We start from the raw sequence: 15,906 nt of genomic DNA on the forward strand, positions 1-15,906 counted from the left end.
GCTCAGGAGGATTCAGGCGGCCTGCGGCGCGCTCTGGCGCTGACTGCGCTGCTGCAGCCAGAGCCACAGGCCGATGGCAAAGCCCAGCACCGACAGGCTGACCACATAGTGGGAGGGGGCCAGCATGTCGCTCTTCATCCACAGGGTCACCAGCATGGGGGTGAGGCCGCCGAAGATGGCGTAGGCCACGTTGTAGGAGAACGACAGCCCGGAAAAGCGCACCACCGCCGGGAAGGCGTTGACCATGACGTAGGGCACGGCGCCGACGATCCCTACCGCAAAACCGGCCAGGACATAGAGCGGCACCAGCTGGCTGGTGTCACTCGCCAGCCCGTGATAGAAGGCGTAGCTGGCGCCAGCCAGCAGCAATGAACCCAGCATGAAGGTGGGGCCGCTGCCGAGGGCATCGATGAGCCGGCCATAGACGATGCAACCCAGCGTCAGGGCCAGGATGGCCAGCGAGTTGGCGGTCAGTGCATCGGCCGGGCTGATGCCGTGCACCTTCTGCAGGTAGGTGGGGGTCATCAGGATCACCACCACTATGCCGGCGGAGAGCAGCCAGGTGAGCAGCATGGAAATCACGACGCTGCCCTTGTGGCTGCGCAGCACCGTCTTGAGTGGCAGCTCTTCCGCCAGCGCCTTGTTGGCCTGCATCTCGGCAAAGACCGGGGTCTCGTGCAGCCAGCGGCGCAGGTACATGGCGACGATGCCGAACACCCCGCCAAGCACGAAGGCCAGACGCCAGCCCCAGTCGCTCACCTCGCTCGGGCTCATGCCGCGGTTGATGGCGGTGGCCACCAGGGAGCCGAGCAGGATGCCGGCCGTCAATCCCGCGGTGAGGGTGCCGCAGGCGACCCCGATCCGGCGGGCGGGTACGTGCTCCGCGACGAACACCCAGGCGCCGGGCACTTCACCCCCGATGGCGGCCCCTTGCAGGATCCGCAGCAGCAGCAACAGCAGGGGGGCGGCGATGCCGAGCACGGCGTAGGTGGGCAGCAGGCCGATCAGCAGGGTGGGCAGCGCCATCATGATGATGCTCAGGGTGAACATCCGCTTGCGGCCGATGAGATCGCCAAAGTGAGCCATGATGATGCCGCCCAGCGGACGAGCCAGATAGCCAGCGGCGAAGATGCCGAAGGTCTGGAACTGGCGCAGCCACTCGGGAATGTCGGCGGGGAAGAAGAGCTCGCCGATCACCACGGCGAAGAAGACGAAGATGATGAAGTCGTAAAATTCGAGGGCACCGCCCAGCGCCGCCAGGCTCAGGGTCTTGTAGTCCTGTCGGTTGAGGGGACGGCTGTGGTCGTAAGCTTGCGTGACTGTCGTCATATCCTTATGTTTCCCATCGTCTTTTTAGTTATTGTTCCCCATCCTTGCAGGGGACACGCTCACTACCGAGGGTATGCTTTTGCATCCCGACCTGTAAATCGCACAATTCGCAACACTGTCTTGCAGCTTTTTGGTGCGGCAAGGCGAGGGCGGGCAACGCGCCTGGGGCGAATGACAACCAAGGTGCGCCGGCTGGCCGCCAGTGCCCGGCCACCGGATTGCTGGAGATATCATGACGAAGACCAAGGTGCTGCTCTCCTGGAGCAGCGGCAAGGACAGCGCCTGGGCGCTGCACACACTGCGGCAGGATCCTGCCATCGAGGTGGTGGGCCTGTTCACCACCCTCAACCAGGCGTTCGAGCGGGTGGCCATGCACGGGGTGCGCAAGCAGTTGCTGCTGGCGCAGGCCGAGTGCGTGGGATTGCCGCTGACCACCATCGACCTGCCCTGGCCCTGCAGCAATGAGGATTACGCCCGCATCATGACCGACTTCATCGCCGACGTGGTGGCGCAAGGGATCCGCCACATGGCGTTCGGCGATCTCTTTCTCGAAGACGTGCGTGCCTATCGGGAGCGGCAGCTGGCGGGGACGGGGATCACGCCGTTGTTTCCGCTGTGGGGCAGCAAGACAGGCGAGCTGGCGCACCAGATGATGGCGGCAGGGCTCAGGGCCAGGATCAGCACCCTGGATCCGCGCAAGCTGCCTGCCACCCTCGGCGGGCATGAGTTTGATGCGGCCTTGCTGGCGGCGCTGCCCGACGGGGTGGACCCGTGCGGCGAGAACGGCGAGTTTCATACCCTGGCCTGGGATGGCCCCATGTTCCGCCAACCGCTGGCCATCCGGACCGGCGAGACGGTGGAGCGGGACGGCTTCGTCTTCACCGATCTGCTGCCCGCCACCACCTAGTCGCGGTTGGCCTCCCGCTCGCCCTTGTCGTCGTTGTAGCGCAGGGCGATCTCGTGGAACTGCTGGTGGATGGAGGCAAAGGCGTCCGTGATGTCGGGGTCGAAGTGGTTGCCCCGCCCCGCCAGTATGATGGGCACCACCTCCTGGTGGGACATGGCGGCCTTGTAGCAGCGCTTGCTGATGAGGGCGTCGTACACGTCGGCCAGCGCCATCAGCCGGGCCGAGAGGGGGATCTCGTCGCCGATCAGACCGTAGGGATAACCGGTGCCGTCCCACTTCTCGTGGTGGTAGCAGGCGATCTCCTTGGCCAGCCGCAGGAATTCCACCTCCACCCCGAGCGCCTCCTCGGCGTGGACGATGGCCTCCTTGCCGAGGATGGAGTGGTGCTTCATCTGGGCAAACTCCTCTTCATCCAGCTTGCCGGGTTTGAGCAGGATGCGGTCCGGTACGCCGACCTTGCCGATGTCGTGCAGGGGGGCCGACTTGAACAGCAGATCTATGGTCTTGGGGGTCAGCTCGGCATGGAAGCGGGGGTGATCGCAGAGGGTCTCCGCCAGCAGCCGCACATAGTGCTGGGTACGCAATATGTGGTTGCCGGTCTCGTTGTCGCGGGTTTCGGCCAGCGAGGCGAGTGAGTGGATGGTGATGTTCTGGATCAGCTCGTTCTCCCGGGTGCGCCGCTCCACCTCCTGCTCCAGATAGGCGTTCTGATCGTGCAGCAGATCCCGCGCTGTTTTCAGCTCCAGGTGGTTTCTGACCCTGGCCAGCACGATGGCGGGGGAGATCGGCTTGTGGATGTAGTCGACGGCCCCGAGTGCCAGGCCGTGCGCCTCCGCGCTCTCCTCCACCTGGGCGGTCAGGAAGATCACCGGGATCTCCCGCGCCTGCGGCATCTCCTGCAGTGCCTGCATCACCTGGTAGCCATCCATCTGGGGCATCACCACGTCGAGCAGGATCAAGTCCACCCGGGGGCCGGTCGATAGGATCTCCAGCGCCCGCTGGCCGCTGATGGCTATCTTGACCCGATAGTGGGGGCTGAGCAGGGCGCTGAGCAGGGAGAGGTTCTCCGGCGTGTCGTCGACCACCAGCAGGGTGGGTTTGGTATCTGGATCCAGCAAGTTGAGCATGATGGTGCCCTCACTCTTGGTTGAACAGATCGGGTCTGAGGGCCCGGACTTGTTGCAGATGAGCCAGTGCATCGTCGAAACGAAAACGGCTCATGGCCTCACCGATGGCTGGCGCTCTCTCCCCCAGCAGGGGAGTGAGCCGGGCCTGATGGCGCTGAAACAGGGTGAAGGCTTCGGCATCATCCTCCAGCAGCAGCCCGGTGAGCCGGTTCAGCAGGGGAGCGGTATCGATCTTCTCCTGTTCTGGCTGCTCGGGTACTTCGTCTGGCAGCAACTGCAGCAGCCCCTGCGCCAGTTGTGCTTGCAGTTGCAGCCCCTGTTCTACCAGTGGCAGCAGAGCGGCAGCCTCGTCGCCCCGGGTGATGGCGTTTTCCAGTGTGGCCGCGATCTCCTGCAATGATTCGGCGCCCAGGGTGGCCGCTATTCCCTTGAGGGTATGGGCATGCCGGTGTGCCTCTTCCCGTTCGTCTGCCTGCAAAGCGGTCAGCAGGCTTGCCATGGGTTGCGTACCCTGCTGGGCGAAGCGCAGCAGCAGATCCTGATACCAGCCCCAGTTGTTCATCAGCCGCTGCAAGGCCCGCTCGGCATTGAGCCCGAGCTCGCACAGCTGTGGCAGCAACGACGATGCCGGGGGCGGTTGCGACGTTTTGAATCTGGCCCCGACCTCGCGGCTGAAGGAGGTTGCCCAGCGTTGCAGGGCGTCATAGAGCTTGTCGGGATCGATAGGCTTGGCGATGTGATCGTCCATGCCGGCGGCGAGGCAGCGCTCGCGATCGCCGGCCATGACGTTGGCGGTCATCGCCAGGATCGGAATGTGTTGCCCGGTTCCCTCCTGCTGGCGCAGTTGCCGGGTGGCGGCCAGCCCATCCATCACCGGCATTTGCATGTCCATCAGGATCAGGTCGTAGAGGGCCTTGGTCGCCATATCCAGGGCGATGGCACCATTGCTGGCCACGCTCACTTTGGCGCCGACCGCCTGCAGCAGCTCCAGCGCCACCTGTTGATTGAGCTCGTTGTCTTCCGCCAGCAGGATCCGCAGACCGTCGAAGCGATAGTGATGGGTCGCCTGATGCTTGAAGGAGAGGGTCGCGGCCTGTTGCCCGAACAGGCCGATGACGGTATCGAACAGCACGGAGGCGCAGACCGGCTTGACCAGTACCCGATCAAAACCGGCAGCATCGGCCTCGCGAAAGATCTCCTCGCGCCCGTAGCCGGTCACCATGACCCGGTAGGGGCGCCGGCCCGCACCTCGGGCGATGAGACGACGCCCCGTCTCGATGCCGTCCAGTCCCGGCATGCGCCAGTCCAGCAGCACCACCTCATAGGGGGTTCCCTGCTGCTCGGCATCCGCGATCATCTGCAGGGCTTGTTGGCCGGACTCTGCAGTGTCCACCACAAAGCTCATGCCGCGCAGCAGGGCGGCCAGTATGGTACGGGCACTGGCGCTGTCGTCGGCCACCAGCATGCGGCGGCCGCGTAGATCCAGGCTCGGCAGATAGCGGGATCTGCGCCTGCCGCGGCCGAGCCTGGCGGTGAACCAGAAGGTGCTGCCCTGGCCCGGCTCGCTCTGCACGCCCACCTCGCCCCCCATCAGGCCCGCCAGCTTGCGGCAAATGGCAAGGCCAAGCCCGGTGCCGCCGTACTTGCGGGTGGTGGAGCTGTCCGCCTGCTGGAAGGACTGGAACAGCCGCTGCTGCTGCTCCTGGCTCATGCCGATCCCGGTATCCTGCACCGAGCAGTGCAGCAGCACCTCCTGCGGCAGCTTCTCCAGACAGCGGACCTTGACCAGGATCTCTCCCTGCTCGGTGAACTTGACCGCGTTGTTGGCGTAGTTGATGAGGATCTGGCCGAGACGCAGGGGATCGCCATAGAGCAGGGTGTCGAGCTGGTGGTCGACCTCGAACAACAGCTCTATGCCCTTGGCTTCTGCCTTTTCACCCACCAGGGTGGCGAGGTTTTCCAGCACGTGGTCGAGATCGAACTCGATCCGTTCCAGATCCAGCTTGCCCGCCTCGATCTTCGAGAAATCCAGGATGTCGTTGATGATGCCGAGCAGGTGCTGCGCGGCACGCTGGATCTTGCTGACATAGTCGAGCTGCTGCGGATCGAGCCGGGTCTGCAGGGCGAGGTGGGACATGCCGAGGATGGCGTTCATGGGGGTGCGGATCTCGTGGCTCATGTTGGCGAGAAATTCGCTTTTGGCCCGGGTCGCGCTCTCCGCCAGTTCATAGGCCTGCTCCAGCTCCTGGTTCTTGGCCTGCATCACTGCAAACAGCTCTTCCCGAGTCGGTTCGGCGAACTGCTGCTGCATCTGTTGTTGCCGCCCGGCATCTGGCCAGTGCGGCAACCGGCAGACCAGGGCGAGGAGATTGTCGGCGTGCACCTCCAGCCGGATGCTGCCCGGATGCATGTCGGCAGGGGCGGGGGAGAGCGGGACATCGGCCGTGAGGGTGAGCCATAGCTCCTGCGCCTCTGGTTCCAGCCACAGCTGCAGTTGCAGTGGATCCGAGGTCGTCATCAGCTGGCGCACCAGCTCTGAGGTTGCCCCTGCCAGCGGGGCAACGAAGGTCGGCGATTTGTCGAGGCAGGTGAGCACCTGGATCACCTTGCGCCGGGCGGTGAGGGCCGCCGCAGGGCCGGACAACAGGGTTTCACCGATCAGTTGCCGCATCTACTTCTCCTCTGCCGGCAGCACGCGCAACACGATGCAGCTGGCATCGTCGGTGCTGCGGCCGCTGTGGGCGATGACCTGGTGGGCCAGCGTGGCGGGCTCGGCGGCAAGATCCAGTGCGCCGTCGCGCAGGTTGAGGGATTCGCTGATGCCGTCCGAGTAGAGCATCACCACGTCTCCGGCGACGAGGGGCTGGCGCTGCAGCAGGGGGGTGGGGAAACGCTCTCCCAGCACCCCGTCGCGGGAGATGCCGCGCCAGGGGTCGTGACCGCGCAGACAGATGCGAGTATTGCCGATGCCGGCATAGCTCAGTTCACCCCGCTCGCCGTTGACCAGCGCCACGCCGGCGGCGGCGCCCCGGGTACCGATGCAGCGCTGGTGCAGCAGTTGCAGCAGACGGGCGGGTTCCTGTTCACGGGTCTGCTGCAACGTCGCCTCCAATATCTGTACCAGCTGGTTGGCAGAGGCGCCGTGACCGCTCACGTCGATCAGGACCAGCGACACCCCCTCGGGCCCCGGCCGGATGAACGCCAGATCGCCGGAGACCCGCTCCGGGTAGCAGGGGCGGTTCTCGCTGGCCCATGCCAGGCCAAGGCCGGCATGCTGCTGCCCCGTGCACGAGAGGGGAGAAACCGGCCTTGGCTCCACGGGGGCCGCACCCAGCCACTTGCGGGCCTGTACCAGGGTACCCCCCTCCGGCGGGGTGCTGATGGTGAGTTCAGACATCATGCGCTGCACGCCGGGCAGACCCAGCCCCAGGGTACCCGAGGTGCTGTAGTGCTCTTGCATGGCTTGATGTATGTCGGGGATGCCGGGGCCCTGATCGCGGGCGATGATGTCGATGCAGGGGCGCCCTCTGGGATGGTGGAGGGTGAGGGTGATCTCCCCCCGTTCGGCATACTTCAGGATGTTGCTGCCAAGCTCGGAGACCACGGTGGAGAGCATGGTGCGATCCACCTCGGAGAGGTCGGCGATGAAGGGGAGGCGACGCACCGCCATCACCGTCAGGTGCAGATCGATGTCGTGACGCAATGGGTAGCGGGCCTGCTGGGTGCTCAGCTCCTGCTCCATGGTGCCTACTCCTCGCCCTTGAGGGTACGGGCATGGGCGAAGGCGTCGTCCATGTCGAGAAAGCAGCGCAGCGGACCCGGCTTGGCGTCGGCCAGTGCCAGGAAGGCGGCGATCCCCGCATTCAGCCCCACCAGCAGGCAGACGGCTCCCAGCAGGCGGCACACCTCGGCCAGTTTGCGAACCTGCCGAAACTCGTGGTGATCGAGCAGCATGACCCCGGAGAAGTCGAGCAGCACCGCGTGCTGGCGCCCCTGCACCAGCCGCAGGGAGAGTGCCTGCGTCAGTTGCTGCATGCCTTCGTCACCGAGGTCTGGCCGCATGCTGACGACGATGCAACCAGCCACGTCGGCGATGCCCAGATCGTTGTTGAGCAACATGGGCGGCGCTCCTAGAGGGTGGATCCGACCCGCTTGAGGGCTATCTCGAACGCATCCCGCAGGGTCGCAGTAGTACGGATGTCACCGACCGAGACACCCAGTTCCACCATGGTACGGGCGATGGCTGGCGAGACGCCGGAGATGATGGCCTCGCACCCCATGAACTGGGTGGCCTTGGTGATCTTGATCAGCTGATTGGCGACCCCGGTGTCCACGGTGGCGACCCCGGCGATGTCCAGCACGAAGACCCGGGCCCGGGTCTCGGCTATCTTGGTCAGCGACTTGTTCATCACGTCGGCGGTGCGCATGGAGTCGATGATCCCCACCAGCGGCAACAGCAGGATCCCGTCCCAGATGGGGGTCACCGGGGTCGACATCTCCTGCAGCGACTTGTGCAGCTCCTCGCGTACCCTGGCGGCCTCTTCGGCCTCCTCCATGGCGCGCTTGAGCTGGTGATGCTGCTCCACCTGAGCCGTGATGTCGGTGGCAAACTTGACGATCTTGCTGGGTTTGCCGGTCAGATCCAGCACCGGGTTGTAGGATCCCTGGATCCATACCTCCTGCCCCTGCTTGCCGATCCGGCAGAACTCTCCCGCCAGGTATTCGCCGCGGCGCAGGGTCTCCCAGAAGGCGCCATAATCGGCCGACTGGGCATAATCAGGGTCGACAAGCAGTCTGTGGTGTTTGCCTTTCAGCTCATCCAGCTGATAACCCACGATCTCGAGAAAGCGCGGGTTGGCATCGAGAATGGTGCCATCCAGCGAGAACTCCACCTTGCCCATGACCCGGCTCAGGGCGTTGAGCTGCCCCTCGAAATTAGCGTTGAGCTGTTTCTGCTCGGTCAGATCCATGCTGTATTCGATGATCCGGCTCAGCGCGCCCTGCTCGTCCAGCAGAGGGCTGCAACTGCCCCGCAGCCAGATGTCCCGGCCGTGCCGATCCAGCCGGTGAAACTCTCCCTCCTGCTCCCGGCCCGCCTTCAACGCCTCCCAGTGGGCGGCATGAGCAGGCGAGTCGAGCACGTCGTGCGGCAACAGCATGGCGTAATGCTGGCCCTTGAGCTCGCTTAGCTGATAGCCCATGATGGCGAGAAAACGCGGGTTGGCGTCCAGGATCTGCCCGTCAGGAGAGAGTTCGAGTCTGGCCATCAGCTGGTCGATGGCATCGAGCCTAGCCTGGGGTGAAGAGGGAGTCGCTGTGTTCGGGTGGGCAACGGCGGTGTGCACGTCCATGGCATCTCCAATAAGGCGCAATTGACTTGAATGTCACTAGAAAGCGTACAGCAGTTATAGCCCACCGGGGCGAGAGCGTGGGACAAGAAGTGCCGAAAGAACCTGTCTGCGGGCGGGCCCTGGGCCTGGGGGCTTCATCATGAACCTCCTGTATCGCGACTACCCCCAGGGGGCGCTCACGTCCCTTCACTGTCACGACGGCCCGCAGTTTTGCTACCTGCATCGGGGCGGCGGCGTGATCAGCAGTGAGGGGACAGGCGTGCTGCTGGTGGCGGGTCAGCTCTGTCTGATCCCGGCCGGACTTGCCCATGAGTTCAGGGTGCTGCGCCACTCCCAACTCAGTCTGGTCTATCTGGATGACCTGGATGGAGGGGGCGAGTTGACGACCCGCCAGGTGAGCCCGCTGCTGGCCGGCCTGTTCGAGCGGCTGGCAGACATGGCGGAGCCGGGCCTCAGGGATGCCTATCTGACGGTACTGGCAGCCGAACTGAGACAGACGCCGGCGGCGACCGGATTCATGTTGAGCGCGGCACTGGACGTGCGGCTGCTGCGGGTGCTGGAGCAGGTCTGCAGGCGCCCTTCCATCGAATACGGGTTGGCGGAACTGGCTGCCGGTTCAGGGGCCTCGGTGCGCACCCTCAACCGGCTGTTCAGTCAGCAACTGGGCTGCAGCTTTCGACAATGGCGGCAACAGGTGGTGATGGGGCGAGCCCGCCAGTTGCAGCAACAGGGCCAGCCGCTGTCGCGGATAGCCCTTGAGCTGGGATACGGGGATTTCAGCGCCTTTTCTCACGCCTTCAATCGCTGCTTGCGGGAACCGACGGGGCCGTGAGGCGGGAGCCGAGATCCCGGTCGGCCGGCTCCCCCGCCAGCAGGCAGGTCAGTTCATCGGTGTGACTCAGGCGCTCGCCCTGAAAGGTAAACAGGGCGCTCACCTTGCACTCGATCCGTGCGCCGTCGTGACGCCAGGCCCGCACTCGATGCAGGGAGTGCACCCGGTTTCCCTCTGCCAGCAGCGAGACAAAACGGATCTCGCAGCGGGCCAGGCTCTGGCGCAGGACCAGCAGGTGTTGCTCGAAGGCGGCGCGATCCAGCCGCTGGTCATCCACCAGCTGGACATAGTCCGGGCAGAACCAGTGATCGAGTTCGGCCGGGGCGAAATCGGGGTCGCAGATGACCCGGTTGAGGCAGGCTTGCAGCCGTTGCTTGTAATCCATGATGGGCTCCTGAGTGGATGGGAGCGGCCAGTATGGGGCCTGTGGTCTGCTCCGACCTTGGCGTCTACGCCATCCTGTTTGGCGATTGCGCCAAGATGGGGGCTTGCGGTAGTGATGCGTGCCACCTGGCCCTGTTTTGTGGCGGGTTTCACGGTTTCCTGTGGCGGCATGAGGCAGGATCGGCCCCCTGTTTCCTTCATGTGACGAGTCGTATCATGTCCGCATTGCCCCGTTTTGCCCTGCTTGCCTCCCTGGTTGCCGCCAGCCTGACCCTGCCTGCCGTGGCCGTCGAAGCCCCGGTTAGCGCCGCGGGTGTCACTGCGGTGACCCTGTCCCAGCAGGCGCCCATTCACTGGGTGTCGGTGACGCAGATTGCCAGGAGCCTGGATGGGTTGCCGCCGATGGCGGTCGGTTTTGACATCGACGACACCCTGCTCTTCTCCAGCCCGGGGTTTTATCGCGGCAAGCAGGAGCTCTCCCCCAACGACGAGAGCTACCTGAAGAACCCCGCCTTCTGGGAGAAGATGAACAACGGTTGGGACGCCTTCAGCGTGCCGAAAGAGGTGGGCAAGGCGCTCATCGCCATGCACCTCCAGCGCGGCGATCACATCTATTTCGTTACCGGCCGTTCGGCCACCAAGACCGAGACCGTCAGCCAGACCCTGCAGCAGACCATGAACATTCCGGCCGACCAGCTCAACCCGGTGATCTTCGCCGGTGACCAGCCGGGCCAGAACACCAAGGTGCAGTGGCTCAAGGAGAAGCAGATGAAGGTCTTCTACGGCGATGCCGATGGCGACATCAAGGCCGCGCAGGAGATCGGTATTCGCGGCATCCGGCTGCTGCGCGCGGCCAACTCCACCTACCGGCCGCTGCCGCTGGCTGGCGCGTTAGGGGAGGAGGTGATCGTCAACTCCCAGTACTGATGTTCATCCCTGCATGAGAAAAGGGGCCGGATCCTGTCAGGATCCGGCCCCTTTTTTGGGCGTCTAGCGGGCGGCGAAGGTGTTGCAGCTGGCGGGCTTGCCGCTGTCAAAGCCGCGCTTGAACCAGGCATAGCGCTGGGCCGAGCTGCCGTGGGTGAAGCTGTCCGGGATCACCCGGCCCTGGCTCTGCTGCTGCAGACGATCGTCGCCGATGGCCTGGGCGGCGTTGAGCGCCTCCTCCAGATCACCGGTTTCCAGCACCTGTTCCCGCTCCATGTAGTGGCCCCAGACACCGGCAAAACAGTCGGCCTGCAACTCGAGTTTGACCGACAGCTTGTTCTGCTCGGCCCGGCTCAGCCCCTGCTGCTGTTCACGCATCTTGCGCTCGATGCCGAGCAGGTTCTGCACGTGGTGGCCCACCTCGTGCGCCACCACGTAGCCCTGGGCGAAGTCGCCGTCGGCTCCCAGCTTGTCGCGCATCTCCTGATAGAAGGAGAGATCGATGTAGACGGTGCGATCCGCCGGGCAGTAGAAGGGCCCCATCACCGACTGACCCTGGCCGCAGCCGGTACGGGTTGCACCGCGATAGAGCACCAGTTTGGGGGCCTGATAGCGGTTGCCGCTCTGCTGGAAGATCTCGCCCCAGGCATCCTCGGTGGAGGCGAGCATCACCGAAGTGAACCTGGCGAGGGGATCCTTGGCCGGCTGAGACATCTCCTGACGCTGGGGCGGGGTCTGGGATGCCGGCTCGTTGAGCAGGGGGGAGAGATCCACCCCGTAATAGCCGGCCACCATGACCACCACCAGCAGGATCAGACGCCCCTTGCCGCCGATGGGGATGCCGCCACCGCCCCCTTGCCGCCGATGGGGATGCCGCCACCGCCCCCCTGCTGGCGCCTGTCTTCCACATTGTTGCTCTCGCGGCGATCTTGCCAGCGCATATGCTTGCTCCCCTGCTGTCCGGTGGCAGTAATGATAATGGCTGGCGGGACGGCTTGCCTAACGGGAGCAGGCCGGCGGTCGGGTTGCCGCCGGCGGGCAAGAAGGTTTATTCGGCCCAGGGCATCTCGGGCAGGGAGTCCAGAAACTGGCCGTAGCGCTCGAGGTTGAAGGGGCCCTGATCCGCTTCCATCGCCATCAGCTCGGCCCCCAGGGCGCAGGCGATATACTGCAGCGCCTCCTCGCGCGGGGTGCCCTTCATCACCAGCCGCATCAGGGTAGCCTTGACCTGCAGCGGGTGGCCGTCGCTGAGCTGGTTGTCGACCATCTCCAGCAGGGTTTGCTCGTCGAAGAACTCGGTGGGTTCGCTCATGTGCTGTGCCTCGTCATGTCATAAGGGATGCCAGTATAGCGATATAGCTATTAACACATTGAAATATTTCGATAAAAACATTTCGATATGGGCTGTTTTTGTTACTCATAATTAATGTGGGTTTGCGGTCTGCAAACGACAACCATCATGAAATCGCATGGACGGATACCAATATGCCCACCATAGACTCGCTGTTATCCAAGCCCCAGAACCTGCCCAACGTGCCCGAAGTCATGCGCGAACTGGTGCAGACCTTCAATGAGAAAGAGCCGGATATCCTGTTGATTGCCAAGAAGATCAACAAGGATCCGGTGATCTCCGCCAAGCTGCTGCGGCTGGCCAACTCCGCCAAGTTTGGTGGCAGTCGCCAGGTCGCCACCGTCAACGAGGCCGTGGTGCGGCTCGGGGTCGACGTGGTGCGCAACATGGTGTTCGCCTGCGGCCTGACCGGCTCCATCGGTGCCGTGCCCGGCATCGAGCTCAAGCATTTCTGGGGCAAGGTGTTCGACGTGGCCGAACTGGCCAGGCGGCTGGCCAAGCTCAAGGGCATGAAGGGGGAGGAGGTGTTCACCTGCGCCCTGCTCTACGACATGGGGCGGCTCATCATGCACGTGGGGCTGCCGGAGAACATGGTGAACCACATCAAGGATCTGGAGCCCAGCAAGGGGCGCGCCAAGGCCGAGGAGCTGGTGGTCGGCTTCAACTATGCCCAGACCGGGGCCGAGATGGCCAGGCGCTGGCAATTCCCCCTGAGCATCTGCCATGCGGTGGAGTTCCACTACAACCCCTTGCTGGCCAAGGAGTTCTCTGCCGAGGCTGCGCTCATTCATCTGGCCATAGCACTGGCGGCGCAGTCGGATGTGGGGGAAGCGCCGCCGCCCGAGTGGCCAACCCAGGTGGCCGAGCGACTCGGCCTCGCCTGGCCCGATTGCGCCGCCGTGTTCGTGGCGCTGCGCGAGCAGGGCAACGGTTATGCCGGCTTGCTGGCGGCCTGACGCCACCCATCTCATCGACCAGGGCCGCACCGCGGCCCTTTTTCATGGTGACGGCCTTGCCAATGAGCGGTTGCGGGGGCAGTCTTGGGGCCTGTCTCTTCTAAGCGAGCCCTTGCCATGATCCTCTCCGAGCGCCTGGAACTGCGCGAACTGGCGGTTGCCGATGCCCCCTTCATTCTCGAACTGCTCAACGATCCCGACTTTCACCGCTACATCGGCGATCGGGGCATCCGCACCCTGCAGGATGCCGAAAACTACATCCAGCAAGGGCCGGCGGTCAGCTATGCCCGTCATGGTCACGGTCTCTATCTGGTGGCAAGGCGCAGCGACGGAGCCAAGCTCGGCATCTGCGGCCTGATCAAGCGCGATACCCTGCCTTGTGAAGACATCGGCTACGCCTTCCTGCCCGCCTGGCGCGGTCAGGGTTATGGCATCGAAGCGGCGCAGGCGGCGCTGCAGGATGGTCGGGAGCGGCTCGGCATCGAGCGAGTGGTTGCCATCGTCACCCCGGGCAACGCGCGTTCGGTGGCGCTGCTGGCCAAGCTGGGGCTGGTGCAGAGCCGGTTGGTCAAACTGGCCGAGGATACGGAGGAGTGTCTGTTGCTGGAGGCTGAAGGGGTAGAGGCTTGCCCGATCTGAGGGGCTGCGGCATGGCTGGCAGGATATCAGCAGGGCCGGGGGAATGAGGCAAAGAGGCCGCCGTGAGTTGCGGCCTGTCTGCATCGGGCGCTGCCGGTGGGCAGGCAGGATCAGTTGAGCTCTTCGATGGAGAACTCGCCGGCAATGCCGTCACAGGAGACGGCGAAGCCGCCGCTGAAACGGGTGCTGAACTGGATCAGAAACGCATCATAGTCGTGCTCTTGCACGGGCAGGTTGATGGGCTTGCTGCGACGCAGGGGTTTGCGAGTTTGTACGCTTTTCATCATGGTATTTCTCTATATAAATTAAGTTTTTGCTCCTTGTATTGGCAAATGTCAGGTCGATGGGCGCGGCCAGCTGTAAGCTGACGAGCGCGCAGGAATACCCAGCCCGGTTCAGGGGCGTCTGCACTTTCAAGGAATGCGCCAAGGACCACGCGGATGCATGATGCTACTTGGGAGTGGGCAGATCGGGTCTGCACCGTGAGAGCCGGGCAACGCAGGCGGACAGCCTGAACGGTTCTCAGGGCGAGTAAATCAGAAGAAGGTTATGCGGGTACTGACAGGATTCATCGTGAGGTGAAGCATTGCAGGGCAAACATAAACAGGGCTGATTAACTAGCCGGCGCGCATTCTCTCCTCGATATGGGTAAAAAGCAAACAGTTATTTGCAGTTTTTCTTTCACGGCCGTCTGTCGGCCACAAAAAGGGCTCCCTAAGGAGCCCTTTTTTCATCATCAGGTGACCTCAGCCGATGGCTCAGTAGTCGCCGCAGGCCTTCTTGGCTGCGGTGATCATGGGGGTGATGGTCATGCCCTGTACCACGATGGAGAACATCACCACCGAGTAGGTCATCACCAGGATGACCTGGCGCAGGTCGACGCCGTGCTCCGGCAGCATCATGACGCCGGACGGCAGTGCCAGCGCCATCGCCATGGCCAGACCGCCGCGCAGACCGCCCCAGGTGAGGATCCGCACCGAGAACTTGTTGTAGCTGCGGAACTTGCGGAAGGCCACATAGGGCAGCGACACGCTGATGAAGCGTGCGGCGAGGCAGAGCGGCACCGCGATGACCAGCAGGATCCAGTCTTGCCAGGCCAGATCCAGCAGCACCAGCGCCAGACCGATCAGCAGGAACAGCAGGGCGTTGAGGAACTGGTCCATCAACTCCCAGAAGTGATCCAGGTGATGGCTGCTCTGTTCGGAGAAGCCGCTGTGACGGGTCCAGTTGCCGATCATGATGCCGGTCACCACCATGGCCAAGGCGCCGGAGACGCCGATCATGTTCGCGAAGGCGAAACCGGCGGTCGGGATGCAGAGGGTCAGCAGCAGCTCCAGCGAGCCGTCATCGGTGGCGCTGATCATCACGTGAGCGATGAGACCCAGCACGGCACCGAACAGGATGCCGCCGAGGGCCTCATGCAGGAACAGGCCGGCAACGCTGCCGAAGGTGGGCTCGACGCCGCCAAACGCCACGGCAAACACGGTGGCGAAGATGACGAGGCCAACACCGTCGTTGAACAGCGACTCCCCCTCGATCTGGATGGCGATCTGGGGTGGTGCCTTCATCTTCTTGACGATGGCCAGCACGGCGATGGGGTCGGTGGGGGAGATCAGGGCACCGAACAACATGCAGTAGACCAGCGGCACGTCCCAACCCAGCAGCTTGGCGATGAACCAGAAGCCATAGCCGATGAGGAAGGTGGAGAGCAGGGTCGCCAATATGGCCAGAATGGTGATTTCCCACTTCTGGCTGCGCAGGGCTTTCAGGTTGATCCCGAGACCACCGGCGAACAGCAGGAAGCCCAGGATCCCCTTCAGCAGGAAATTCTGGAAGTCGATGCTCTCCATGGTCTTGACGGCCAGGGGTTCCAGATTGAACCAGCCCAGCTTACCGAACAGCACCATCAGCGCGGAGATCAGCATGGAGCCCGCAGTGATGGCGATGGTGGTCTGGATCTTCACAACATACTGATTGGCAAAGGCGATAAAGATCGCCAACGCTGCCAGGAAGCAGAGTGTGTAGTAGACGCTCATAGTTATTTTTCTCTTTAGTAAACAGCAAGCACGTATCCCTATTGAGGACGGGCATAGGGTACTCTTG

General features: G+C 63.7%; 15 protein-coding genes and 1 pseudogene. 5 read left to right on the forward strand and 11 right to left on the reverse strand.

Annotation, left to right across the window (positions count from 1 at the left end):
- Positions 1-12: 12 nt before the first annotated feature.
- The gene (locus tag PG897_RS12150) at positions 13-1,329 is read right to left on the reverse strand and encodes an MFS transporter (protein ID WP_010635359.1); all 1,317 of its coding nucleotides are present in this window, start codon (positions 1,327-1,329) and stop codon (positions 13-15) included.
- Between the two features lie 232 nt (positions 1,330-1,561).
- Between PG897_RS12150 and PG897_RS12155 the strand changes: the two genes are divergently transcribed.
- Positions 1,562-2,236, forward strand: coding sequence for an adenine nucleotide alpha hydrolase (locus PG897_RS12155; RefSeq protein WP_201882110.1), 675 nt, complete (start codon positions 1,562-1,564; stop codon positions 2,234-2,236).
- Here PG897_RS12155 and PG897_RS12160 read toward each other — a convergent pair.
- The 5 genes from PG897_RS12160 to PG897_RS12180 are packed head-to-tail and all read right to left on the reverse strand — an operon-like array spanning position 2,233 to position 8,714.
- Positions 2,233-3,435, reverse strand: a complete 1,203-nt coding sequence (locus PG897_RS12160) for an HD-GYP domain-containing protein (RefSeq protein WP_019840512.1) — start codon at positions 3,433-3,435, stop codon at positions 2,233-2,235. The genes PG897_RS12155 and PG897_RS12160 overlap by 4 nt on opposite strands.
- Entirely contained in the window at positions 3,374-6,034 is a 2,661-nt protein-coding gene (locus PG897_RS12165; protein ID WP_201882109.1) for a response regulator, read from the reverse strand. Before PG897_RS12165 ends, PG897_RS12160 begins: the two co-directional genes overlap by 62 nt.
- A complete protein-coding gene (locus tag PG897_RS12170; RefSeq protein WP_043170671.1) occupies positions 6,035-7,105 on the reverse strand; it encodes an ATP-binding SpoIIE family protein phosphatase in 1,071 nt (356 codons plus the stop codon).
- A 5-nt stretch (positions 7,106-7,110) separates the two neighbouring features.
- A complete protein-coding gene (locus PG897_RS12175; protein WP_043170672.1) occupies positions 7,111-7,482 on the reverse strand; it encodes an anti-anti-sigma regulatory factor in 372 nt (123 codons plus the stop codon).
- An 11-nt stretch (positions 7,483-7,493) separates the two neighbouring features.
- The gene (locus PG897_RS12180) at positions 7,494-8,714 is read right to left on the reverse strand and encodes a PAS domain-containing protein (protein WP_010635353.1); all 1,221 of its coding nucleotides are present in this window, start codon (positions 8,712-8,714) and stop codon (positions 7,494-7,496) included.
- 139 nt (positions 8,715-8,853) lie between these two features.
- Between PG897_RS12180 and PG897_RS12185 the strand changes: the two genes are divergently transcribed.
- A complete protein-coding gene (locus tag PG897_RS12185; RefSeq protein ID WP_080760882.1) occupies positions 8,854-9,546 on the forward strand; it encodes a helix-turn-helix domain-containing protein in 693 nt (230 codons plus the stop codon).
- On the opposite strand, the gene PG897_RS12190 is transcribed toward PG897_RS12185, so the two are convergent.
- On the reverse strand, positions 9,512-9,931 hold the full coding sequence (locus tag PG897_RS12190) for a nuclear transport factor 2 family protein (protein ID WP_201885228.1): 420 nt from the start codon (positions 9,929-9,931) through the stop codon (positions 9,512-9,514). The genes PG897_RS12185 and PG897_RS12190 overlap by 35 nt on opposite strands.
- 215 nt (positions 9,932-10,146) lie before the next feature.
- Here PG897_RS12190 and aphA point away from each other — a divergent pair, with 215 nt between their 5' ends.
- On the forward strand, positions 10,147-10,857 hold the full coding sequence (aphA, locus tag PG897_RS12195; protein ID WP_043170675.1) for an acid phosphatase AphA: 711 nt from the start codon (positions 10,147-10,149) through the stop codon (positions 10,855-10,857).
- Positions 10,858-10,920: 63 nt separating this feature from the next.
- On the opposite strand, the pseudogene ypfJ reads toward aphA, so the two are convergent.
- Together ypfJ and PG897_RS12210 are read right to left on the reverse strand one after the other, a co-directional pair.
- Positions 10,921-11,798 (reverse strand): annotated as a pseudogene (gene ypfJ, locus PG897_RS12200) (KPN_02809 family neutral zinc metallopeptidase).
- 107 nt (positions 11,799-11,905) lie between these two features.
- Positions 11,906-12,169 carry a hypothetical protein gene (locus PG897_RS12210; protein ID WP_005308154.1) on the reverse strand — a complete coding sequence of 88 codons (264 nt, stop codon included), beginning with the start codon at positions 12,167-12,169 and terminating at the stop codon, positions 11,906-11,908.
- Positions 12,170-12,342: 173 nt separating this feature from the next.
- On the opposite strand from PG897_RS12210, the gene PG897_RS12215 reads away from it, so the two are divergent.
- Both PG897_RS12215 and PG897_RS12220 read left to right on the forward strand, forming a co-directional pair.
- A complete protein-coding gene (locus PG897_RS12215; protein ID WP_043170676.1) occupies positions 12,343-13,164 on the forward strand; it encodes an HDOD domain-containing protein in 822 nt (273 codons plus the stop codon).
- 117 nt (positions 13,165-13,281) lie between these two features.
- Positions 13,282-13,803, forward strand: coding sequence for a GNAT family N-acetyltransferase (locus tag PG897_RS12220; protein ID WP_043170677.1), 522 nt, complete (start codon positions 13,282-13,284; stop codon positions 13,801-13,803).
- A 110-nt stretch (positions 13,804-13,913) separates the two neighbouring features.
- Here PG897_RS12220 and PG897_RS12225 read toward each other — a convergent pair whose 3' ends face one another.
- Together PG897_RS12225 and PG897_RS12230 are read right to left on the reverse strand one after the other, a co-directional pair.
- Positions 13,914-14,090, reverse strand: coding sequence for a hypothetical protein (locus PG897_RS12225; protein ID WP_005308161.1), 177 nt, complete (start codon positions 14,088-14,090; stop codon positions 13,914-13,916).
- Positions 14,091-14,561: 471 nt separating this feature from the next.
- Positions 14,562-15,839 (reverse strand): cation:proton antiporter, encoded by a 1,278-nt coding sequence (locus tag PG897_RS12230; protein ID WP_005308162.1) that lies wholly within the window; start codon positions 15,837-15,839, stop codon positions 14,562-14,564.
- Positions 15,840-15,906: the final 67 nt, after the last annotated feature.

Origin of the sequence: Aeromonas sp. QDB20 (genome assembly GCF_027707805.1) — a bacterium.
GTDB lineage: Bacteria > Pseudomonadota > Gammaproteobacteria > Enterobacterales > Aeromonadaceae > Aeromonas > Aeromonas dhakensis.